This is a genomic window from Bacteroides sp. (genome assembly GCA_036351255.1).
In the GTDB taxonomy this organism is placed as follows: domain Bacteria; phylum Bacteroidota; class Bacteroidia; order Bacteroidales; family UBA7960; genus UBA7960.
Window position 1 is genome coordinate 1 of sequence record JAZBOS010000044.1, and the last position, 21,255, is coordinate 21,255.

At 49.3% G+C, this 21,255-nt stretch carries 19 protein-coding genes and 1 tRNA gene; 10 read left to right on the forward strand and 10 right to left on the reverse strand.

Annotation, left to right across the window (positions count from 1 at the left end):
- A partial coding sequence (locus V2I46_03805; protein MEE4176615.1) for a CHASE3 domain-containing protein occupies window positions 1-930 on the reverse strand: 930 nt, incomplete at its 3' end.
- Between the two features lie 395 nt (window positions 931-1,325).
- On the opposite strand from V2I46_03805, the gene V2I46_03810 reads away from it, so the two are divergent.
- Window positions 1,326-1,685, forward strand: coding sequence for a hypothetical protein (locus V2I46_03810; protein ID MEE4176616.1), 360 nt, complete (start codon window positions 1,326-1,328; stop codon window positions 1,683-1,685).
- Window positions 1,686-1,804: 119 nt separating this feature from the next.
- Here the strand turns inward: V2I46_03810 and V2I46_03815 are convergent, their stop codons facing one another.
- Both V2I46_03815 and V2I46_03820 read right to left on the reverse strand, forming a co-directional pair.
- The gene (locus tag V2I46_03815; GenBank protein ID MEE4176617.1) at window positions 1,805-2,872 is read right to left on the reverse strand and encodes a glycosyl hydrolase 53 family protein; all 1,068 of its coding nucleotides are present in this window, start codon (window positions 2,870-2,872) and stop codon (window positions 1,805-1,807) included.
- A 37-nt stretch (window positions 2,873-2,909) separates the two neighbouring features.
- A complete protein-coding gene (locus V2I46_03820; protein ID MEE4176618.1) occupies window positions 2,910-3,710 on the reverse strand; it encodes a copper resistance protein NlpE N-terminal domain-containing protein in 801 nt (266 codons plus the stop codon).
- Window positions 3,711-3,995: 285 nt separating this feature from the next.
- Here V2I46_03820 and V2I46_03825 point away from each other — a divergent pair, with 285 nt between their 5' ends.
- The 4 genes from V2I46_03825 to V2I46_03840 all read left to right on the forward strand — a co-directional run bounded on the left by V2I46_03825 (window position 3,996) and on the right by V2I46_03840 (window position 6,897).
- Window positions 3,996-4,379: a VOC family protein gene (locus tag V2I46_03825; protein MEE4176619.1), complete on the forward strand. Its 384-nt coding sequence runs from the start codon at window positions 3,996-3,998 to the stop codon at window positions 4,377-4,379.
- A 56-nt stretch (window positions 4,380-4,435) separates the two neighbouring features.
- The gene (gene mtnA / locus V2I46_03830; GenBank protein ID MEE4176620.1) at window positions 4,436-5,545 is read left to right on the forward strand and encodes an S-methyl-5-thioribose-1-phosphate isomerase; all 1,110 of its coding nucleotides are present in this window, start codon (window positions 4,436-4,438) and stop codon (window positions 5,543-5,545) included.
- Between the two features lies 1 nt (window position 5,546).
- On the forward strand, window positions 5,547-6,146 hold the full coding sequence (locus tag V2I46_03835; GenBank protein MEE4176621.1) for a class II aldolase/adducin family protein: 600 nt from the start codon (window positions 5,547-5,549) through the stop codon (window positions 6,144-6,146).
- A gap of 541 nt (window positions 6,147-6,687) precedes the next feature.
- Window positions 6,688-6,897, forward strand: coding sequence for a TOBE domain-containing protein (locus V2I46_03840; GenBank protein ID MEE4176622.1), 210 nt, complete (start codon window positions 6,688-6,690; stop codon window positions 6,895-6,897).
- Window positions 6,898-6,956: 59 nt separating this feature from the next.
- Here the strand turns inward: V2I46_03840 and V2I46_03845 are convergent.
- Window positions 6,957-7,030: transfer RNA gene (locus tag V2I46_03845), tRNA-Ile, on the reverse strand.
- Window positions 7,031-7,121: 91 nt separating this feature from the next.
- On the opposite strand from V2I46_03845, the gene V2I46_03850 reads away from it, so the two are divergent.
- Window positions 7,122-7,778: an HAD family phosphatase gene (locus V2I46_03850; protein ID MEE4176623.1), complete on the forward strand. Its 657-nt coding sequence runs from the start codon at window positions 7,122-7,124 to the stop codon at window positions 7,776-7,778.
- Here the strand turns inward: V2I46_03850 and dusB are convergent.
- The gene (dusB, locus tag V2I46_03855; protein MEE4176624.1) at window positions 7,732-8,757 is read right to left on the reverse strand and encodes a tRNA dihydrouridine synthase DusB; all 1,026 of its coding nucleotides are present in this window, start codon (window positions 8,755-8,757) and stop codon (window positions 7,732-7,734) included. The two genes, V2I46_03850 and dusB, sit on opposite strands and share 47 nt — an antisense overlap.
- Before the next feature lie 96 nt (window positions 8,758-8,853).
- Here dusB and V2I46_03860 point away from each other — a divergent pair, with 96 nt between their 5' ends.
- Window positions 8,854-9,795 carry a CPBP family intramembrane glutamic endopeptidase gene (locus tag V2I46_03860; protein ID MEE4176625.1) on the forward strand — a complete coding sequence of 314 codons (942 nt, stop codon included), beginning with the start codon at window positions 8,854-8,856 and terminating at the stop codon, window positions 9,793-9,795.
- On the opposite strand, the gene V2I46_03865 is transcribed toward V2I46_03860, so the two are convergent.
- The 4 genes from V2I46_03865 to V2I46_03880 form a co-directional block, all read right to left on the reverse strand.
- Complete coding sequence (locus V2I46_03865) at window positions 9,781-11,145, reverse strand: YihY/virulence factor BrkB family protein (GenBank protein ID MEE4176626.1); 1,365 nt, start codon at window positions 11,143-11,145, stop codon at window positions 9,781-9,783. The genes V2I46_03860 and V2I46_03865 overlap by 15 nt on opposite strands.
- A 147-nt stretch (window positions 11,146-11,292) precedes the next feature.
- Window positions 11,293-13,371: a pitrilysin family protein gene (locus V2I46_03870; GenBank protein MEE4176627.1), complete on the reverse strand. Its 2,079-nt coding sequence runs from the start codon at window positions 13,369-13,371 to the stop codon at window positions 11,293-11,295.
- 27 nt (window positions 13,372-13,398) lie between these two features.
- Entirely contained in the window at window positions 13,399-14,730 is a 1,332-nt protein-coding gene (locus tag V2I46_03875) for a pitrilysin family protein (GenBank protein MEE4176628.1), read from the reverse strand.
- An 89-nt stretch (window positions 14,731-14,819) separates the two neighbouring features.
- Window positions 14,820-16,607, reverse strand: a complete 1,788-nt coding sequence (locus V2I46_03880) for a DNA polymerase III subunit gamma/tau (protein ID MEE4176629.1) — start codon at window positions 16,605-16,607, stop codon at window positions 14,820-14,822.
- A gap of 257 nt (window positions 16,608-16,864) precedes the next feature.
- Between V2I46_03880 and V2I46_03885 the strand changes: the two genes are divergently transcribed.
- Complete coding sequence (locus V2I46_03885; GenBank protein ID MEE4176630.1) at window positions 16,865-17,812, forward strand: NAD-dependent epimerase/dehydratase family protein; 948 nt, start codon at window positions 16,865-16,867, stop codon at window positions 17,810-17,812.
- Between the two features lie 76 nt (window positions 17,813-17,888).
- Here V2I46_03885 and V2I46_03890 read toward each other — a convergent pair whose 3' ends face one another.
- Window positions 17,889-18,854: an aminopeptidase gene (locus V2I46_03890; GenBank protein MEE4176631.1), complete on the reverse strand. Its 966-nt coding sequence runs from the start codon at window positions 18,852-18,854 to the stop codon at window positions 17,889-17,891.
- Between the two features lie 166 nt (window positions 18,855-19,020).
- Here V2I46_03890 and V2I46_03895 point away from each other — a divergent pair, with 166 nt between their 5' ends.
- Window positions 19,021-19,803 carry a TatD family hydrolase gene (locus V2I46_03895; protein MEE4176632.1) on the forward strand — a complete coding sequence of 261 codons (783 nt, stop codon included), beginning with the start codon at window positions 19,021-19,023 and terminating at the stop codon, window positions 19,801-19,803.
- Window positions 19,804-19,814: 11 nt separating this feature from the next.
- Window positions 19,815-20,846, forward strand: coding sequence for an asparaginase (locus tag V2I46_03900; GenBank protein MEE4176633.1), 1,032 nt, complete (start codon window positions 19,815-19,817; stop codon window positions 20,844-20,846).
- Window positions 20,847-21,255: the final 409 nt, after the last annotated feature.

Sequence of the window (21,255 nt, forward strand, 5' to 3'; positions counted from 1 at the left end):
ATTAACCGTCGAATGTGCTTCTTCAGCCACTTTCATTGCATTGCCACTTTCATAATTTTCAAGAATGGTAACGTATTCCCAGATCCGGTCCATTACTTTTTTGTCTTCCAACAGGATGTTGTTTTCCATCCGCTGGAGGTGTCTTTGGTTTTCAATTCTTGACTGGTCTAAACTTGTCAGTGTGCTTTCAATGGCTTGTCGAAGTTCTTCCTGATCCCTGAAATTGGTTAGGGTGGAGTCTGTGCTTATTTCCTGAGGAATTTGTTGGGCTAAAACTTGCCCTTCTGTTTGCGTTTCCTCATCCGTGATTTTATTGTCCTCTCTGGGTCTGGAAAAGAAGTCTCTTAACCTGGCAAAAAAGTTTTTCTTTTCCTGTTTAATATCTTCCGGGGAATAGCTGAGTGAATCAAGGGCAATCTGGTTAACGGGGTTTTGATCAGGCGTTCCGGCTAAAGGGGGTTCTTCAGTAACCAGGATAATCTCATCAATGGCTTTTTCATAGAAGACCGACCGTTGGTCTTGTTTTTTGAGTTCGATAAACTGCTCAAGTAATTTTGTTTTGTTCAGTAACTGGATGTTAACAGAATCAATGGTTTGTAAAAAGAAATCATCTTCTGCGGCCAATTCATATAAGGAATCAACCATCTCATTTATCCTTGAAAGTTCTTCAAAGTATTCGTCCAGGTGAACTTCCTGCTCGTCAAGGGTGTACGACCTGATATTGCTCTCCGCCTGATATATGGAAGAGATTATGTCGTGCAGCATTCCAATGCGGGGGTTAGGCCGGGCCAGGGCATCCGATGATTGGGTAAGTTGCCTGAAACTACTGAAAGAAAAGTAAAGAATCGATGAAATCAGGATAACAATCACCACATAGCTCAGTAATACTTTTGCTTTGATGTGTTTTTCACCCTTGGTTTGGTTATCCATAGCATTAACTTGTTTTCAATAGATTATTCAGCACCCAAGACAATAAATTTAAGGAATAAATATCAAACACCTTATCTGTATCGATAACTTGCTCTAAACATTGCTATTTCTTGCAAATAGTTTGCCTGTTTTATCTCCTGTATTGAAAATCAAGGGTTTCAATTTAAACTGCCTTCTTTTAATGAGGATAATTAGCGGTATTGTGGGAATTATTTCATCAATTCAGGAAGGAAAATCTACAATATTGATTCTTGTGCAAATAATTGTCAGAAAAAGGGAGCACCTAAGATGTTGGACTCCAGCCAGATCAATTTTCTCAGATTTTTTTTCGCTAAGGCACAGTCTTTTCTTGTGAATGATTAATGAACCTGATTAATAACTTAAAAATTAGCGTTATGAAAAAAATTGTTTTCGCCTTCGCGGTTTTGGTTTTAACCGGTTTAACAGGCCTAGCTTCCAATGCTTTCGATGCTTTTTCCAACGAGTCTTTTCAGGAACAATCTCAGGCTTATCAGGACAGGGAATGTTTTACTGAAATAGATGTAAGCCTCCTTCCCGATGCTGTTACCAAAGCGGCCAAAAATGGCCAACCAGATGTAACTCTGGTTTCTGCAGAGGTAAAAGTATTGCCAAATGGTGAAAAGATTTATAAGGTAATGATGAGATCTGAAGAAAAGGGTCTTTTTACCTGGACTTTTCATGCCGATGGAAAGGAATATATGAAAGAAGAGAAAAAAGAAGAGAAGAAAGAATAATTGAATTCCCGTTCCTTGTTTCCCCTGAAAAAGAAGAGGCCTTCCCTAAAGAAGTGACCCTCTTCTTTTTTTCAAAATAACCTTGGCTTCATTTCAACAAGGTAATTCATCAAGAATAGTTAATCTGCAAATATCTCAAGAACGGGAAGTGCCCTGTTGCTGAAATTCCAGAAGGCCTGATTTTCCCAGGTGGAGCCATTGGTGGAGTTCTCACCCATATAGCTGATCCATTCTGCGCCCCAGTAACAAAATCCCTGGCCATCTTCCACATCCAGCATCAGCTCCTTGATACGCTTTACATAGGCCTGCTGACCTTCGGGGGTGGCAGGAAATTCGCTTAATAGTTGATTGCTTTGCCCGATTATATTGTTGGTCCAGTCATTCCACTCCAGCGTAAAGGGGTAGGCGGTCTCGGCAATGAAAACGGGTTTACTTGTCTGGTTGGCGATTTCAGTGAGGCTGGCCTGCAAGGCAATAAGATCTTTGCCGTGCCAGTAGGGATAATAGGATATCCCTGCGATGTCGTAATCGAGGGAAGTGAAGTTTGAGAAAAAATTGCTGGCGTATTCATGCCCGGCATAATGCAGGATGATTTTTGAGGAGGGACTTTGATCCCTGACGGCCTGTATACCGCGGTTGATCAGCTCGCGCATCTGTTCAGGCTGGTCATATCGCCCTTCGGGCCACAACAGCCCGCCATTGATCTCGTTGCCGATCTGGATGTATTCGGGCTGGATCTCACTGGCCACCATCGCGGTATAGGCATAAACACTATCCTTCAGTTGTTCGTATGTGATGCCTTCCCATTGCGCGGGCTTGGTCTGGTGCCCTGGGTCCGCCCAGGTGTCACTGTAATGCAGGGCGATCATCACTTTCATTCCCATTTCTTTGATTTCCTGCGACAGGGCTTTTACCGTGGCAAAGCCTGAGGCAGGACTTTCCGGATCCTTCCAAAGCCGCAGGCGGATGACATTCACCCCGGCATTTTTTAGGGTAACCAGCATATCTTCCTGTTGCCCGTCGGCGTTGCGAATCACCACACCGCTTTGCCTCACCTCGGGAAGGAAAGAAATATCCGCGCCTTTGATTTCCAGCACCGGCCCTTCCGGTACATCCGGCCCATCGTCATCAGAACAGGAAACAAATGCAAAGAGCATAAGGAAAAAGGAAAGAAGCAGGTTTTTCATAAAATTTTTTTCCGTAAAGGTAATGAAGCCTGAAAAATTATTGGACTTTCAAAAGGTAATCAGCCGCATAGCGCAGGAGGGGAGCGTCCTTTTTCCCGCTCAGGCTCAGGGTGTCCCAGCCAAGCTGATAGGTTTCAACTGATTTTACCAGTTCAAGGAATGTTTGCTCTAGTTCCATATCGGGACAAGCCATTAGGGTGGAAGCCACTTCTGACATCCTGATGCCATTGCTGTCATTCAGTTCATAGCTTCCCATCAGGTTGTTGCAGCCTGCATTGCCCGCAAAACGGCCTTCTTCCTCGTTGAAGATCAGGATGGGAATGTGGAAGTAAGCATCCTTCATTTCAAAAGGGGTTCCTTTGACTTCAATGAGCCTCCAGGTCCTTCCGGAAAGGCTTTCAGTCACTTTGGGCAGTACATAGTTGGCTGCCAGTTCGCCGGTGATGCGATTGCCTTCGAGGTCCAAATGAAATAACTGGTTTTCCCCCACCTGGTAATGGCCTGAAACGGAAGCGCCCTCAGCCTGATCGAGGGTGATCTTGCTGCCTGCTTCATTCCAGGTGAAACTGCCCCTGGTTTCGATGACCTGCTCATCCTTGCCCAGGTATTTCGTTTGCATTACATAGGTGTTGTCATAGGCCAGCCTGATGACGGTTTCAATGCCTTCGCAATCGGCGCAGGGCAGGATGCCGAAATAAGTGCCTTGCCAATCGAGGGCGTTGCGGCTGGTGTCGCCCACAGGTAATTGGTTATTGGACGAGGTTTTGCCAACTTCCTTGCAGCCGGTTTGAACCAGCCCGATGATGATAAAAGCAAGAATGAACAGGGATTTTTTCATTGAAGGCAAGTTTATTTATATTGAATGGTCAACAAGCCGAAAGCGCCATTTGTTCAGGGTTCCGGCCTTTGATTAAGGCTATATGCTATTTCCTTCAAAGGCAAATACAGTGCCCAAATCAGAAGCGGATGCCAATTATCCCTATATTTGTTATTAGGCTGTCAGTTTGGCAATCTTTTCCATTTTCCTGACTGAGCCCGTTCTTTCTTTTGGATGCCTTCCCCGGGCTTCAAATTTCGGGGCTTTCTGAATCCGCCAATTTCAATTTTGTAAACAAACGATGATATGACCAAAATGGAAAGCATTTCTCCTAACATCTTTGTGAAAGACCTGCCCGCAACCATTGCCTTTTACCAGAAGCTGGGTTTCAGCCTTACGGCTACAGTGCCCGAATCCGGTGACCTGGTATGGGCGATGATGACCTGGGGCGAAGTGACCTTAATGTTCCAGACTTTCGAAAGCCTGGGTGAAGAATTGCCCGAAATAAGCCGCCAGGATGGCGGCTCCTTACTGTTTTACATCAAGGTGAAAAACATCAGGGAATTCCTTGAGAGCATCAAAGATCAGGTGACCGTCCTGAAAGGGCTGGAGACCACTTTTTACGGGGCTACCGAGTTTTCCATCCTCGACAACAACCACTATGTCCTGACTTTTGCCGAAGATGAATAAGCCCCGCATTGGCTGGCCATGAAAGGGATTTGAAACACAAATGTTAACTTCCGGTTATGAATGTAAACGGGACACATTATCGCACGATTTGGGTCAGTGAAACCGACGAACGGGTGATCCGGGCCATCGACCAGCGTTTTCTGCCCCACCGATTTGTAGTGGAGGACCTTCGCTCGCTGAAGGATGTCCTGATCGCCATCCGTGATATGCATGTTCGGGGTGCAGGCCTTATTGGGGCCGCCGCAGGTTTCGGAATGTACCTGGCCGCACTGGAAGCCCCGGAAGATGTTTCTTTCGACCTTTACATGAAGGAGGCCGCTGAACGTCTGAACGCTACCCGCCCCACAGCCGTTAACCTTGCCTGGGCAGTAGCGCAACAACTGGAAGCCCTGCAGGCAGGGGGGACCCCTTCCGGGAAAAGGGCCATTGCCTTACAGACCGCAAAGGCCATTGCTGACAGCGATGCGGAGAGCTGCCGCCTGATCGGCACCCGGGGCTTACCCCTCCTGGAGGAAATAAGCCGGAAAAAAGCCGGAGCCCCTGTGAATATCCTGACCCACTGCAATGCCGGCTGGCTGGCCTTTGTGGATTATGGCACGGCCACCGCGCCCATTTATGCGGCCCTGGAAAAGGGAATTGGTGTCCACGTCTGGGTCGATGAGACCCGTCCGCGCAACCAGGGCGCCAGCCTGACCGCCTGGGAGCTGGGGCAGCAGGGGGTGCCTCATACCATCATCACCGACAATGCCGGCGGACACCTGATGCAACACGGGATGGTCGACCTGGTCATCGTCGGCTCAGACCGCACCACCCATACGGGCGACGTCGCCAATAAGATAGGCACTTACCTGAAGGCCCTGGCCGCCAAGGATAACGGGATTCCATTTTATGTAGCCCTGCCTTCTTCTTCCATTGACTGGCAATTGGAAAATGGGCTGCGGCAGATCCCCATCGAGCAGCGGGGCGCTGAGGAAGTGAAATATATTGAGGGGCTTTGTGATGGGGACATAAAAAAAGTTTTGCTGGCCCCCGAAGGCAGTCCCGCCGCAAACTATGCCTTCGATGTCACCCCCGCACGACTGGTCACCGCCCTCATTACCGAAAGGGGCATCTGCAAGCCCGACAAACAAAGCATCCTCCCTTTATTTCCCGAAAGGAAACACTGATATGGACGAAGGCTACATCAAGTTCAATTGTCATTGGATAAAGGCCGATCCCTTGCCCGGTGAGATGCTTAATGAACTGAACTCCTGGCGACAAAAGTTGTATGACCTTGGCCTGATCGGGATGTACGACAATGGCATCGGTTTTGGAAACCTCAGCATCCGCCACCCCGCTCAGGGCTTTGTCATCACCGGCTCGGCCACCGGCGGACTTCCAATACTTGATGAGCGGCATTTTGTGTGGGTGAATGCATTCGACCTTGAGCAAAATAGCCTTGAATGCAGGGGGCCCGTCATAGCTTCTTCCGAGTCGCTTTCGCACGCGGTGATTTATCAAGCCTCGCCCGAAACCCAAGCGGTCATTCATGTGCACCACCCGCAAGCCTGGAATTTCCTTATTGAAAAATTTCCCACTACGGGCATAGAAGTAAGTTACGGCACTCCCGCCATGGCCCGTGAGATTCTGCTTATTTTCCGCGAAAGCGCCCTGGAAAAGGAAAAGATCCTGTTGATGGGCGGGCATCCCGAAGGCATCATCACCTTCGGCCACAGCCTCGATGATGCCGGGGAAATGCTGCTGAAACATCTGAAAGATTTTTTATAATCCCAAATCCGGAGTATTTTAAGCGCCCAGGTTTTTTAATTCCCGGCTTACTATCTGGATTCGTTTTAGCTTTTGGAAAAATAACCGCAAGAATGGCATTTTTTCTTGGAAGATTTCATGTCAAGGCTGTTTATTTATTTCATAGATAATTAATAAACAATGTTTTATGTCAAATATCCCGATTAAAATTTCTGTTTGTGATAAAGATTTGGATCATTGCAGGAAGGTTGAAAAATCATACCATTCTAATAGTTAATACGGAGTTAATACGGAGTTTGTACGGTTTATACCGAATAAACTCCGTATTAACTATGAGCGAGGTCCCTGGTTTTTAAAAAATGATAAGGGGTATTTTCTGGATTTGTATCCTGTTGTAAGAACCTTTTCTCCCTAAAATATTTATACCTTTTATGGTCAGAGATAAACCAAAAGGAAATCCAGCCAGGCAGTTCGGAGGGATCCTAAATTGGGCAAAGCGTATAAAGAACTTTTTCCCTCCTCCACTTGTTTATCCTTTATAATTATCAAAAAAAAGATTGAAATGAAACTGAGTGCACGTAATCAAATCAAGGGGACCATTACCAATATTGTGATCGGAAGCGTAATGGCCAAAGTTCAGGTGGACATTGGCAACGACAACATCCTCAACTCGATGATCACCATCGACAGTGTAAAGGAGCTTGACCTGAAAGCCGGTGATACGGTGTTTGCGGTCATTAAGTCGACCGAGGTGATGATTGGGAAGGAATAGGAGAGACCCAAAAAAGAACAGCCACTTACAGTTTAAGCTGCGAAGTGGCTGATTTTCTGTGGGCCCAGCTGGGCTCGAACCAGCGACCAACTGATTATGAGTCAGCTACTCTAACCAACTGAGCTATGGGCCCTGGAAAAGGCGTATCTTTGCCTTTTGATTTGGGTCTGCAAATTTACGCAATTAACCCGATTGACTCCAACATTTTTGCTTTTTTTTGCGCTATGGAAAACATCCGCAACATCGTGTTCGATTTGGGCGGGGTACTTTTCAACATCAATTACCAGGCATCCCTCGATGCATTTAAAAACCTTGGCATAAAGGATTTTGACAGGCTATTTTCGCAGGCTTCACAAAATCATTTATTCGACCGTTTCGACCGGGGAGAGATCAGCCCGGAAGGCTTTCGCAATGAAATCCGCCGCTTATCAGGGATGCAGTTTAGCGACCAGCAGATTGATGATGCCTGGAATGCTATGCTACTCGATTTTCCGCCCCACCGCATCGACTTGCTCGAGGGCCTCAGGAGCCATTACCGCCTCTTCCTGCTGAGCAACACCAATGCCATCAATTACCCCGTATTTCAGCAACATCTTAAGGAAAGTCTGGGTCTTGACGACATCGATCACTTGTTTGAGAAGACCTATCTTTCATACCGGATTGGTTTCAGGAAGCCTGAACGAGAAGCTTATGAGCTGATACTGAGGGAGAATGAGCTGGAGGGAGCGGAGACACTGTTTATTGACGATTCACTGCAACACGTGGAAGGGGCCAGGAAAGCGGGTTTGAAGGCTGTGTGGCTTGACCTGACGAAGCTGAAGGTGGCCGACCTGTTTAACTGGCATTACCAGCTCCGTCCCGAGCTGGATGATCTGCTGTAAAATCTGTGGCTGCAATCTCATCAAGCACGCTATACAATGCTTCAAGACTGGGAGCGGTGACCAGCCGCATCCGGTAAGGCTTGAAGTTGTATATGCCCTTAAAGTAGTGGCTGTAATGTCGCCTCATTTCAAACAGGGCCAGCTTTTCACCTTTCCATTCCACCGACTTTTCGATGTGTTTCCGGCAGATAGCAAGCCTTTCCTGCATGTCGGGGGGTGGGGGGATCTTTCCGGCATCGAGGTATTGGCTGATCTCCCTGAATATCCAGGGATTGCCTATGGACGCCCTTCCCACCATGATGCCATCCACCCCATAGTCGTTCAGGGCTTTCAGGGCCATTTCAGGATGGATGATGTCGCCATTGCCAATGATGGGGAGGTGCATCCTGGGATTGTTTTTAACCTCCCCGATGAGGCTCCAGTCGGCTTGCCCCCCGTAAAGCTGGCAGCGGGTACGTCCATGGATGGCCAGGGCAGCAATGCCACAGTCTTGCAGGCGCTCGGCAATATCCACGATGTTCTTGCTTTTCTGGTCATAACCCAGGCGGGTCTTCACGGTAACGGGCAGGTTGATGGCCTGAACGATGCGTCGGGTCATCTCCACCATTTTCGGCACATCGTTCATGATGCCTGAGCCAGCGCCCTTGGAAGCGACCTTACGCACCGGGCAGCCGAAATTGATGTCGACAAAATCGGGCCTGGCACTTGCTGCCACCTTTGCAGCCTCTACCATCGCTTCAATATGGGCCCCAAAGATCTGGATGCTTACAGGGCGTTCTGCTTCATTAATGTCGAGTTTCTGGAGGCTTTTGTCCGCATCGCGGATCAGGCCGTCGGCAGAGATAAACTCGGTATAGACCCAGTCGGCACCCATTTCCTTGCAGAGCATGCGGAACGGGGGATCGGTGACATCCTCCATGGGCGCCAGGATCAGCGGCTGCCGCCTGAAGCTGACAGTGCCGAATTTGCGTGGCTGCAGAATGTTATATGGCTCAGTTGTGGCTTTCAAGATATTCAGTAAGTTTTAGTATTTTTACCGCCCGTAAAGCTTACAAAAATAAACTAAAACGTTCACATGGAAGACAGGGGAGTACTGGGCGGGGCACATCCTGCTGCAAAACTGATCTTACTGGCCTTGCTGGCCCTTGCTGGTATATTCATCACCTTGATTATTGGCTTGCTTGTAGCCATTCCATTTTTCGGGCAGGATATCACCAGCCTGGTGCTCCAGGGTGAGGGGCTCGATCTGAGCGAGAACCTTAACTTCAGCAGGTATTTCCAGACCCTGAGCCACATTGGCCTCTTTGTGGTTCCTGCACTGGCCTTTGCCTTCCTGGTGGGGCGCCGGCCCTTGCTGTATCTTAAGGCATGGAAACGTCCCTTCTGGCAGTCGCTTTTGATATCTGCCGTGATCATGCTCGCCGCCCTGCCATTGGTCAATTATTTGATGGAGGTAAACCTGAAGCTTGATCTGCCACCTTTTCTTGAAGGTTTGGAGGAATGGATGCGTACGGCCGAAGAAGGGGCCGAGGAGGTGACTAAAATGTTCCTGGATGTGAGTTCGTGGCAGGCCCTGTTGTTCAACCTGTTTATGATCGCCGTCATTCCGGCCATTGGCGAAGAGTTTATCTTCCGGGGCATTGTGCTGCGGGTATTGAAGCAGTGGTTTGGAAATATGCACCTTGCCGTTTGGGCCTCTGCCTTGCTTTTCAGCGCTATGCATCTGCAGTTCTTCGGATTCCTTCCACGCCTGTTGCTTGGCCTGCTGCTGGGATATATGTTCGTCTGGAGCCGCAATATCTGGGTGCCGGTCTTTGCTCATTTCTTTAACAATGCAGCAGCCGTGATCTTTTATTATCTGCACTTTAACGGCTACATCAAAATAGACATTGAAGAGGTGGGAATGGGGGCGGGCACCATATATTATGTTTTGGTAAGCGTGGTTTTACTCATCGCACTCTTTGCCTGGTTCAGGAATTATGAGGGCAGACGTGATAAAAGGTTAAGCTTCGATTGATTCCAGGTCTTTCAGCAGCAGGTTGTGATCTGAGGTCTCAATTTTCTTCCCGATAGCCGTCAAGGCCTCCCTGATCTGTTCAAGGGATTTGGTCTTTTTCACCACCATAAAGTCAATACCCCTTCTTTCGAGGCGTTCAAGCACCAGTTGCAGAGAAATCTGGTTGATGTCGAGTGCAGGCTGATAGCCAGTGTCCTTGTTGTTTTCGAGTTGTACTTCGCTTACCAGGTTCACATCGCCAAGGTCGTTCAAAACAGAGCGCACCAGTTTGTTGGGAATTTCAAGCTTATGGGCGATCTGCGAGCTATCGGGCGGCGGCAGGCCATTCTTGAAATGGCTGACCAGCATAAGCATCACGTATACAGAGATGATCTGCTTGTTCAGAAAACTGATATTTTGCGACTCCACATCGAATTCATAGTTCTCGACATTTTGGTAGGCATAGGAAATTTCGGCACCCAGCAAAACCACAAGCCAGCTGATCTGCATCCACATCAGCAGCAGTGGCAGGGCAGCAAAACTACCATAAATGGCATTATAGCGTGAAACCCCGATCTGGAAAAAGATATATCCCCACTGTACCAGCTGGAAGAGGGTACCGGCAATGATACCTGCCACAAGGGCTGAACTGAATTTCACTTTGGTGTTAGGCATCACCATGTATAGGATGGAAAGCATAAGCCAGATCAGCAGATAGGGCACCAGCCGGACCAGAAAAAGCAGCACCGGGCTTAAAAAACTAAGAAACTCAAGATTGTTGCTGAACTGGCTGACCTGGGTGTTAATAAACACCGTTGCCGCACTCGACATGATCAGGAAGAGGGGTGTGATGAACATCATGGCAAAGTAATCGCTCAGCATGCGGGTCCAGTCGCGCGCTTTGTTGACCTGCCATATGTCATTGAAGGAAAGCTCAATGTTGCGCATCACCTGGAAGATGGTATATAGCAAGATGATGAGGCCCACGCCTGCCACCAGGCCACCACTGGTGGTCTGCAGAATGGATTTGGAAAAGCTGAGGATCCAGTGAAGCACTTCTTCCCTGCCTGACAATGCTGTTTCCAGTTGATTCTCCAGAAAGGCGTCGAGGCCGAAACCTTTCGCAATACCGAAAGCAAGACCCACGAAAGGAACGATGCTGAAAAGGGTGTAATAGGTGAGGGCAGAGGCCCGCATGGCCACCTTGTCTTCGTTGAAGCCCCTTAAAGCCAGCATGAATATCCTGAGATGCTTGATGAGCACGTATTTACGGCGTGGAAGCTCGCGCAGGGGAATCTGCCAAATATCCTTCTCCAGGAAATGGATCCCTTTGAGAATCCTTTCGCCCAGGCTCTTTTTGGTTTTTGTCATGTAATGATGCCTTTGTTGACCCGTGAGGTAGCGGGTTGTTGTTCAAAGGTATAAAGATATGTGGTTTCTGCAAAAACCCTTTTAAGGCGGATGAATAAAAAAAGCGCCCCAAAGTCTGGGACGCTCTTTTATATCGATTCTTAAACCTTATTCCACCAGGAAGGCGTCTTCGCCAAGGCCTGTATTGACCTCAACGCTGGTTACTTTCATGTCGAGCATCTGGGGGCCAAGCTGCTGTTTTATGGTAAAGGGGAACAACACCCCGTTCACTTCACGGTAATCAGCATAATTGGTCACCACGGTCATGTCACCCATTGGTGACTCCTGGCTGATTTGCGTGCTAAGGCGCAGCCCGTTTTCAACGCTGAAATATTCGTTGCGCACCGAGCCGCTGGGGCTGGTGAAGCGGATGCGGTAAGCCTCCTGACCGTCAAGATCTTCAATTCCAGCTAATTCCATCTGGTACCCCAGTTCATCATAGCGCAATTCAGGGAACAGGGCAGCCTGGAGTTTCAGTTCTGTGAGCGCGTCGCCGGTAATATCCTGCGACTGGCCCATGGCGCTTACTTTTCCGCGGGTGCCATCGTAAACCTGCTTTTGGATGATATTGCCACCCATGCTTATCGCTGAGTAGAAAAGGTCGGGAGACTTCTGCTTGTTTACGGCTTCAATGGTCATCCCCTGCACGTTGGCGGTCATGGTAATGGTAACGTCTTCCACCCCTTCAACGTTTGCATATCCGCCAATGGCAGAAACGTAGGCTGCAATAACCTGTTTGGCATTGACCTCACCGGTAACAGCCTTGGGTGCCTCTACCGGGCGTCCAAAGGCATCAAAAAACTCAACGCTGCCGGTGGTGCTGAACTTTTCAAGACTGCCAGCCACTTCATCGCGATTGCCAGCCACCACAATGATGGCGTTGTCGGGCTTCAGGTATTTTGCAGCCATGGCCTGTACGTCGCTCACGCTAACTGCAGCCAGCTTCTCAAGGTAGGTGGCATAATAATCTTCGGGCAGGTTGTAGCGTTTGATGTTAAGGGCGAAGTTGGCAATGGTGCGGGGGCTTTCCAGCGAACGCGCGAAACTGCCGTTCATGAAGTTTTTAAGCTGTTGAAGGCTTTCTTCTGAAACAGGTTCACTGATCAGACGTCTCATCTCGCCCAGGATTTCTACCACGGTGCTGTCGGTAACGCTGTTTCTGACTTCGGTGCTTGCGGTAAACCGTCCTACCACTTCATCGGGCGAAAGGTTGGAGCGGGCACCATAAGTATAACCTTTATCTTCGCGCAGGTTTTGCATCAGACGTCCGGAGAAGACTCCGCCGCCCAGGATTGCATTCATCACATTGGCTTTAATGACGTCGGGATGGCCGGGAGTCAGTTCAACAGGATAAGTTACATACACCATTGACTGTACCGCGCCGGCACGGTTACCAATAGCCACCCGGTTTCCTTCGGGAGCAACAGGGGTGGGATAAGTCATTTCGGGGACATCGCCTTTTTTCCATTTGCCAAAGTATTTCTTGGCAAGTTTCTTAGCTTCCTTTTTATCAATGTCACCAACGATCACCAGATAGGCCACATTGGGCTTCCAGTAAGTTTGATAATAATTCACCAATAAATCCCTGTTGATGTTGTCGAGCGATTCCGGAGTGGTCACCTCCCCATAAGGGTGGTTTGAACCATAGGCAGCAACCCTTGCCACGTTGCCTGCAATAAAGTTTCCTTCATTGCGGCTGACCTCAAGCGCCGATTTGCTTTGGGTAAGATTGCGCTGCAGTTCTTCCTCAGGGAAAGTAGGGTTCATCAGCACGTCGGACATCAGATCCAGGAGGGTTGCCTGATGACGTTTCAGGGAAGAGCCGAACATTCCCGTAGAAAAAGTGCTGAGGTTACCCCCGATAAAATCAATTTCTTTAGCAATTTCTTGTTTGCTGCGGTTCTTAGTGCCTTCGCTCATTAAAGTGCCGGCCATATCCACATAGCCAGTGGCATCCCCTTCCATGATGGGGTCGATGTTAAGGGAAAGCTGAAATGAAACAACAGGTACTTTGCGGTTTTCGACCACAATCACCTGGAGGCCATTGCTCAGGGTGAAGGTATCGAAATCACCCAGTTGGATCACTGGTGCGGGGCCCGGTTCAGGGCGCTGGCTGCGGTCAAGTTGCGCACTAACCGATAATGCAATGATAAAACTTAAAAACAGGAACGAAAAAATCTTTTTCATATCATTATTCTTTCAATGGTTGCTAATTTATTGGGCTTTGGGCATATAATACAATACCACCCTGCGTTCTTCCTTCAGGTATTCGTTGGCTACACGCTGAATATCCTGGCGGGTCACCGCAAGGTAATTATCCAGCTCGGTATTGATCCTGTTGGCATCCCCGTAAAAGGTATAATAGTTGGCCAGATTGTTAGCCCTGCTGGCTATGGTAGTATTGCTATTCACAAATCGGCTCTCAAACTGATTTTTGAGTTTCTGCATTTCTTCCTCGGTGATCAGTTCATTTTTAACTTTTTCAAGTTCCTCATTGATACCCTGTTCCAACACTTCTGGATCAATGCCCATATTTGGAAAGGCCAGAACGATGTTCAGGCCGGGATCTTCCAGCCCTAAAGGAATGGCATTGACCATCATGGCCGTTTGCTCTTCGTCTACAAGTCTTCTGTACATGCGACTGCTTTGTCCGCTTGACAGCAATGAGCTTAACATCTCCATGGCATAGTAGTCTTTAGTACCCTGGGCCGGCAGTGGATATGCCTGGATAATCATGGGCATTTGAACATTGTCATATACCGTATCGCGGATCTCTGCTGTGCGGAATGGCTCAACAATGCTGGGACGGTAAATCTCTTTTGTTCCTTTAGGAATGTCACCAAAATACTTTTTAACCAGTTCTTTGGTTTTCTCAACTTCAATGTCGCCCGAAACCACCAAAACAGCATTATTAGGCACATAGAACATATCGTGGAAATTCAGGATATCTTCATCTGTGGCATTGCGGACGTGTTCATCCTGGCCGATGATATCTGAGCGGTAGGGGTGAACGCTGTAGGCCCTTTTAAGGGTTTCGTGCAGCAAGCGTCCGTAAGGTTGGTTGTCGCGGGTCTGCTTCATCTCCTCGGTCACAACACTCTTCTGGGTTGCGATACCGATGGAGTCGATCTTGGGATGCAGCAAGCGCTCCGATTCCAGCCAAAGGCCCAGCTCAAGCTGATTGGAGGGAAGCATTACATAATACAAGGTGTAATCGAAGCTGGTTCCTGCGTTCAGGGTTCCTCCTGCTTTTTCAACGATTTCTGAAAATTCTCCGCGGCCGATGTTTTTGGTACCTTCGAACATCAGGTGCTCAAAAAGGTGTGCAAACCCCGTGCGGTCAGGGCTCTCATTCTTTGCCCCCACATGGTACATAATATTCACCACTACGTTTGGCGTAGTGTTATCCTGATGCAGGATAACGTGAAGGCCATTGTCGAGGGTGTATTCCGTAAAATCGATACGGATGTCCTGACCCTTACTGGTGAAGGAGAACAACACCAGTGACATGAGGCCCAATAGCATGCTTAAACTGATCTTTTTCATGATTGGAATTAAGTTTACAAAAGTGAATTATTGGGTTATTTCTTTGATTTGTCCCGATTAGAGGCGCAAATTTATAAAAATATTACGTGTTAGTATATTAAATCGAGATCTAAATCCTTCCGTAATCTTTCAATTTCTGGATTTTTTTCAATGAATTTTTCCAGCTTTTCTTTCGGGAGATAAACTTTCTGTTGCTGCTGGTTTTCCATAATACTGGTTTCCAGCTGTATGGCATAGTTGTTCAGTTCTTTTCTCAGGTATCCAAGTAACTCAGCCTTGCGTTCGTGGATCAGGTTCTCCTGAATGGCATTATCGACCTTAAGCTTGATCATTCCAGCCGGGTTGATGGTAGGTTCGTAATTGGTCATGGCCACATGCAGGCTTTGGCTTTCTTCCTTAAAAGTGTTGGCCAGGGTTTTCCAGGCTTCCAGAAACTGGTTGAGGGATATGGAATCCTGTGGCTGATCTTCGATGATCTCTTCCTTTTCATCCTCTTCAGCTTCCGGTTCAGGTTTGTCGTGGATTTTCAGGCTGAGGGGCCGGTAGGCCTGCCTGGCAGGTACAGGCTTTTCCTCAATGGTAGGCCTTGATGGAACAGCAGGCTCTTCTTCTTCGCGCTGTGCCTCAGAGAAAGAAGGCAAAGGTTCGGTGACGAGTTTTTCTGCGGATTTCGCACCCAAAGACGCTGCCGGTGCAGCTACCACAGGGCTAGGTGCCGCTGCCCTGGGGGTGGCTCCCGGGGCTACCAGCTCGGGCTTTTCCTCGATCAGATCAGGGCTTTTTTTTTTCACCAGTGCTGCCATTTGCAGCAAGGCCAGTTCCAGGGTCAGGCGTTTGTTGTTGCTTTCCTTGTAATTCAGGTCCGCCTGGGTGTTGATCTCCAGGGCTTTCAGCAGGAACTCGGGGCTGCAGGCCTTGGACTGGTTCAGGTATTGCTCGCGGATGTCGTCACTGACTTCAATAAGCTGCACGGTGGCTGGGTTCTGGCTGATGAGTAGGTTGCGCAAATGTTCGCCAAAGCCGCCAATGAATTCCGAGCCTTCAAAGCCCTTGTAAATGATCTCATTGATCAGCAGCAAGATCTCTGTCGACTGCCCCTGCAAAAGCATGTCGGTGACCCTGAAATAATAGTCGTAATCGAGCACATTGAGGTTTTCGATCACCTGCTTGTAGGTTAGGTGGTTGCCTGAAAAGCTCACCATCTGGTCGAAGATGGAGAGGGCATCGCGCAAGGCGCCATCTGCTTTCTGGGCGATGATGTGAAGGGCGTTGTGCTCGGCGTTGATGCCTTCGTTCTCAGCGACAAAATGCAGGTGCTTGGCAATGTCGTCTACCGTGATGCGGGCAAAGTCGAATATCTGGCAGCGCGAAAGAATGGTGGGGATGATCTTGTGTTTCTCGGTGGTGGCCAGGATAAACTTAGCGTATTTGGGCGGTTCTTCGAGGGTCTTCAGGAAGGCGTTGAAGGCAGCCTGAGAGAGCATATGCACCTCGTCGATGATATACACTTTATATTTCCCGATCTGCGGGGGGATGCGTACCTGATCCACCAGTTTGCGGATGTCATCTACCGAGTTGTTGGAGGCGGCGTCCAGCTCGTGCACGTTGAAGGCGCTCGATTCGTTGAAGGCCTTGCACGGCTCGCACTGATCGCAGGCCTCTATCTTCTCGTTGAGGTTCTCGCAATTGATGGTCTTGGCAAGAATGCGGGCGCAGGTGGTTTTCCCCACCCCACGGGGGCCGGTGAACAGGAATGCCTGGGCCAGGTGATCGTTGCGAATGGCATTTTTCAGCGTGTTGGTAATTGATTTTTGACCAACAACGGTATCAAAAGTCACCGGCCGGTATTTTCTTGCAGAAATAATGAAACTGTCCATCCTTTTTTTCTTATCAGACAATCAGCAAAATTAGCGAAAATGCCCCGCCTAAACAAGCTAAATTTTCATAACAAGCCACCCTTGCTTTTTTACCCCATTACCCATCAATCAATACAACCCATGCAACCTACGCAACAATGACAACTAAGACAACCCTGCCAGCCATAACAACTCTTTTTCACTCCCCAGTCTTTCTCCATCTCCCCACTTTTCCTATCTTTGCCGCAAAAATCACCCACTCACAAACTCACCTTTATATGGAAAAGATTCTCGTAATAGGATGTGCCGGGCAAATCGGCTCAGAACTGACCCTGGAACTGCGAAAATTGTATGGCGACGAAAACGTGGTGGCTACTGATATCAAGCCAGCCAGTAAAGAGATCACCGAGGGCGGCCCCTTCGAGATCCTTGATGTGCTCGACACCCACCGCCTGTTTGGCACCGTAAGCCGCAACAAGATCACACAGATCTATCATTTGGCTGCCATCCTTTCGGGAAACGCCGAGAAAAAGCCTCTGGCCAGTTGGCATATCAATATGGAGAGCTTGCTCAACGTGCTTGAGATGGCCCGTGAACTCAACCTTAAGCGGATTTTCTGGCCCAGCTCCATTGCCGTATTCGGCCCCACCACACCCAAGGTCAACACGCCCCAGTTCACCGTGATGGAGCCCAATACCGTGTATGGCATCAGCAAGCTGGCCGGTGAACGCTGGCTTCAGTATTATTTCGAGCGTTATGGTGTGGAAACCCGGAGCCTGCGTTATCCCGGCCTCATCAGTTACAAGACAGAAGCCGGTGGCGGCACCACCGATTATGCCGTTGAGATCTTTTACGAAGCCATCCGCAACGGAAAGTATGAATGCTTCCTGGCAGAAGATACCTATCTGCCCATGATGTTCATGGACGATGCCATCAAGGCCACCATTGGCGTGATGGAAGCCGATGACTCTCAGATTTCCGTCCGCTCAAGCTATAATGTGGCTGGTATAAGTTTCAGCCCCAAAGAGGTGGCGAACCATATCAAAAAACACATCCCGGAGTTTGAAATTACCTATAACCCCGACTTCCGCCAGGCCATTGCCGAAAGCTGGCCCCAGAGCATTGACGATAGCGTTGCCACCCACGACTGGGGACTCAAGGCTACCTTCGACCTGGAACGAATGACCGAAGTGATGCTGAAAGGAGTGAAGGAAAAATTTAATTAAATGAAAAGTGAAAAGTGAAAAATGAAGAATGAATCCATGGGGGACATTTTTCATTTTTCACTTTTATTTTTTCATTTTAAACTTCGAAATTAAGCAGTTTTCCTTCCTTCATGATCAACTTTTCATCAAAATACACGTCGGGCTGCTTGACCAGTCCGTCGAGGTGGCTGTTCACTGCAATGGTCCCTCCCATGGTGATGTTGTTGCCAAAGGCGACGTGAATGGTGCCAAACACTTTTTCGTCTTCCAGGATTTGTCCTGTGAGTTTTGCCTTGTAGTTGGTGCCAATGCCAAACTCAGCCACTGCGCGGGCTTCGCGTCCCGACTTGTCGAGCAGGGCGATGAGGCGCTGGGCTTCTTCGCCACCGGTGATTTCTTCGGCAAATCCATCCACCACCTGCACGGCAATGGGGGTGCTGATCATCCCGATGCCAGCCATCGAGCCATCGATCACTACCTTGCCGTTCGATTGCCCTTCAACGGGCGCCAGGTAAACTTCACCCGAGGGCATATTGCCACTTTGTCCCTTTTCGCGCAGGACACCCGTGCTGGGGATGATCATACGGCCTTCCACCGGCATGCTGATGTCGGTGCCCGCTTTGGTCACTACACGGATGACCTTAACTCCCTTCAACTGGTCGGCAATGAAATGGGTCATGTCAATGATCTTGTCGAAGTCGGCATTGAGGCAACGCGACATAATGTCGACGGTGATTCCAGGCATAGTTCCCACGCGTACCCCTTCCTTTACCGCCTCACGCCTGGCGTCGGTATGGGTCAGTGATTTGGCCGTGGGACAAACCACCACGTCAACCATCTTCATCATGGCAGCTACTGCGGCAGGGGGCTCCTGCCCGTTGATCTCACGCGAGCGGATCTCGATGAGCATGCTTTCTTTACACAGCTCCTTGCCAGCTTCGTGAAGCGCCAGGCCGATCTCACGCTTGATTTCGTCGGTCACGATCAGCAGGGTTTCTTCGGGTTTCAGGCCCATGGCATCGCGCAGGCCGATAACGGAGGCTTTCATTAATTCTTCGTTCATCATGTTTGGTTTTATTGTTGAGTTAAGATAATTGCCGGGGTATGTGTTTCAAAGCCTGACAATAATACGAATTTTTTCTGTCCTGACCTTGCCCCGGATGCGTTCAAGTTTCTGAATCCCCCTTTCGGGGAATGCTTAATCCCGTATTTTATCCTAATTTTGCGCCATGAACTGGATCGACACCCACGTACATATTTATTTGCCCGAATTTGATAAAGACCGGCCGGCAATGATAGCACGCTCGGTGGAGGCTGGCGTCAGGCCCCTGCTGATGCCCAATGTCGATCAAAAGACCATCGGGCCGATGATGCGCGATGCCGAGGCTTACCCCGGACTGTGCCTGCCCATGATGGCCCTTCATCCCACTTCCGTGAAAGAAGATTATGCGCAGCAGATACTTGAAGTTGAGGAGTGGCTTGCCAAAGGCGGCTTTGTGGCGGTGGGTGAAACGGGCATCGACCTTTACTGGGATAAGACCTATTATCAACAGCAGGTGATTGTTTTTCAGCGACATGCAGAGCTGGCCATCCAATACGACCTGCCCCTTGTGATCCATTCGCGCCAAGCACTGGAAGAGATCTTTGAGGCGCTCGAGCCTTTCCGCGGAAGCGGGCTCAGGGGCGTTTTTCATTGCTTCCCCGGTGATGAAAAGCAAGCCCACCAAGCCATTGAACTGGGCTTCCTGCTGGGCATCGGCGGGGTGGTGACCTATAAAAACAGCCCCATGGCCCGCGTGGTGCAGGAGGTGGGCCTTGAGCACATCATTCTGGAGACCGATGCGCCTTACCTTTCGCCAGTGCCCCATCGCGGCAAACGCAACGAGAGCGCTTACATCCCGCTTATTGGCCGGAAAGTGGCCGAACTGAAACAGACATCTCCTGCGGAGGTGGCCGAAGCGACCACACGCAACGCCATCAATCTTTTCCGACTTAAAAATTTCACTGAATAATATCTCTTGCAATGAGCAGCAATTCATCCATCCTGGTCATTTATACCGGCGGCACCATCGGCATGGTCGAAGACAGCGCCACCGGAACCCTGAATCCTTTCGATTTTGCGCACCTCACCGAACAGATCCCCGAAATCAAAAAGTTCAAGTGCCAGATCAGCAGCATCTCCTTTGACCCCATCATCGACTCGAGCAATATGACCCCGGAGGTATGGGTCAGGCTGGCCCAGCTTATCGAGAAACATTACGAACAATACGATGGCTTCGTCATTCTGCATGGTTCCGATACCATGGCCTATACCGCTTCGGCCCTGAGTTTTATGCTCGAGAACCTCTCGAAGCCAGTCATCCTTACCGGCTCGCAACTGCCCATCGGGATGATCCGTACTGACGGCAAGGAGAATTTCATTACCGCCATTGAGATCGCCGCAGCCAAAAAGGATGGCCGTGCCATTGTGCCCGAGGTGTGTGTTTATTTTGAATACCAGCTCTACCGTGGCAACCGCACCCATAAGTTCAATGCCGAGCACTTCGAGGCCTTCCGCTCGGTGAATTACCCTGTGCTGGCCCGCGCAGGTGTCGAGATCAAATACGACTTCCCGTCCATCCATCAGCCCCAGGAGCAGGAGTTTCGCATCTTTACCAGCCTCGACACCAACATCGCCATCCTGAAGCTCTTCCCGGGAATCAGCCCCAGGGTGGTGGAATCCATCCTGGGTATTCCCGGCCTGAAGGCCCTGGTGATGGAAACCTATGGCTCGGGCAATGCCACGACGGCCCCCTGGTTCCTGGAAGCCATTGGCAAGGCCATCAAAAACGGATTGTTGATTTGCAACATCACCCAGTGCCGCGGCGGCGCCGTGCAGATGGGCAAGTACGAAACAGGCAAGGGCCTGCAAAAGCTGGGCGTCCTCAGCGGCTACGATATGACCACCGAGGCGGCTGTTACCAAACTGATGTACCTCCTGGGGAATAACTACTCCAGCGACCGTTTGAAAAAATACTTCCAGACCCCCCTTCGGGGAGAAATGACCGTTGGATAAAGGTTTGAGGTTCGGGGTTAGGGGTTTGGAGTTCCGGGTTCCGGGTTTAAGGTTCAATGTTTAAGGTTCCAGCCCCAACCATCATAAATCAAAAATCGTTAATCGTTGATCTGAGATCAAAGAATCCTCTCCTTTTTTTGAGCATCAATCCCTGTCTTAAATTCTTCATTTTTCATTTTTCATTGCCCATTATACCACGGTCTTACCATGCTCGTGCATTCCTCCTGTCAGGCTCTGATGAGGCCTTGCCGTAGAAGACCTTGGCAAGACTTTGGCAGGTTTAAGGGGAGGGGCCGGGGCCCTTTCAAGTGGGGATCAGGGTATGGGTTTAAACGGTGTTTAGACGGTGTTTACACGGTTTAAACCGACTAAACACCGTCTAAACCCCTAAGATGCTAGGGAAAATCCC

Excerpts from the sequence above, each read along its gene's own strand:
- V2I46_03870 (MEE4176627.1), bottom strand. The coding sequence starts at position 13,371 with ATGAAAAAGATTTTTTCGTTCCTGTTTTTAAGTTTTATCATTGCATTA.
- V2I46_03850 (MEE4176623.1), top strand. The coding sequence starts at position 7,122 with ATGGAAAACATCCGCAACATCGTGTTCGATTTGGGCGGGGTACTTTTC.
- V2I46_03815 (MEE4176617.1), bottom strand. The coding sequence starts at position 2,872 with ATGAAAAACCTGCTTCTTTCCTTTTTCCTTATGCTCTTTGCATTTGTT.
- V2I46_03880 (MEE4176629.1), bottom strand. The coding sequence starts at position 16,607 with ATGGACAGTTTCATTATTTCTGCAAGAAAATACCGGCCGGTGACTTTT.
- V2I46_03865 (MEE4176626.1), bottom strand. The coding sequence starts at position 11,145 with ATGACAAAAACCAAAAAGAGCCTGGGCGAAAGGATTCTCAAAGGGATC.
- V2I46_03840 (MEE4176622.1), top strand. The coding sequence starts at position 6,688 with ATGAAACTGAGTGCACGTAATCAAATCAAGGGGACCATTACCAATATT.
- V2I46_03835 (MEE4176621.1), top strand. The coding sequence starts at position 5,547 with ATGGACGAAGGCTACATCAAGTTCAATTGTCATTGGATAAAGGCCGAT.
- V2I46_03890 (MEE4176631.1), bottom strand. The coding sequence starts at position 18,854 with ATGAACGAAGAATTAATGAAAGCCTCCGTTATCGGCCTGCGCGATGCC.
- V2I46_03895 (MEE4176632.1), top strand. The coding sequence starts at position 19,021 with ATGAACTGGATCGACACCCACGTACATATTTATTTGCCCGAATTTGAT.
- mtnA (MEE4176620.1), top strand. The coding sequence starts at position 4,436 with ATGAATGTAAACGGGACACATTATCGCACGATTTGGGTCAGTGAAACC.
- V2I46_03875 (MEE4176628.1), bottom strand. The coding sequence starts at position 14,730 with ATGAAAAAGATCAGTTTAAGCATGCTATTGGGCCTCATGTCACTGGTG.
- V2I46_03810 (MEE4176616.1), top strand. The coding sequence starts at position 1,326 with ATGAAAAAAATTGTTTTCGCCTTCGCGGTTTTGGTTTTAACCGGTTTA.
- V2I46_03820 (MEE4176618.1), bottom strand. The coding sequence starts at position 3,710 with ATGAAAAAATCCCTGTTCATTCTTGCTTTTATCATCATCGGGCTGGTT.
- V2I46_03885 (MEE4176630.1), top strand. The coding sequence starts at position 16,865 with ATGGAAAAGATTCTCGTAATAGGATGTGCCGGGCAAATCGGCTCAGAA.
- V2I46_03860 (MEE4176625.1), top strand. The coding sequence starts at position 8,854 with ATGGAAGACAGGGGAGTACTGGGCGGGGCACATCCTGCTGCAAAACTG.
- V2I46_03900 (MEE4176633.1), top strand. The coding sequence starts at position 19,815 with ATGAGCAGCAATTCATCCATCCTGGTCATTTATACCGGCGGCACCATC.
- V2I46_03825 (MEE4176619.1), top strand. The coding sequence starts at position 3,996 with ATGACCAAAATGGAAAGCATTTCTCCTAACATCTTTGTGAAAGACCTG.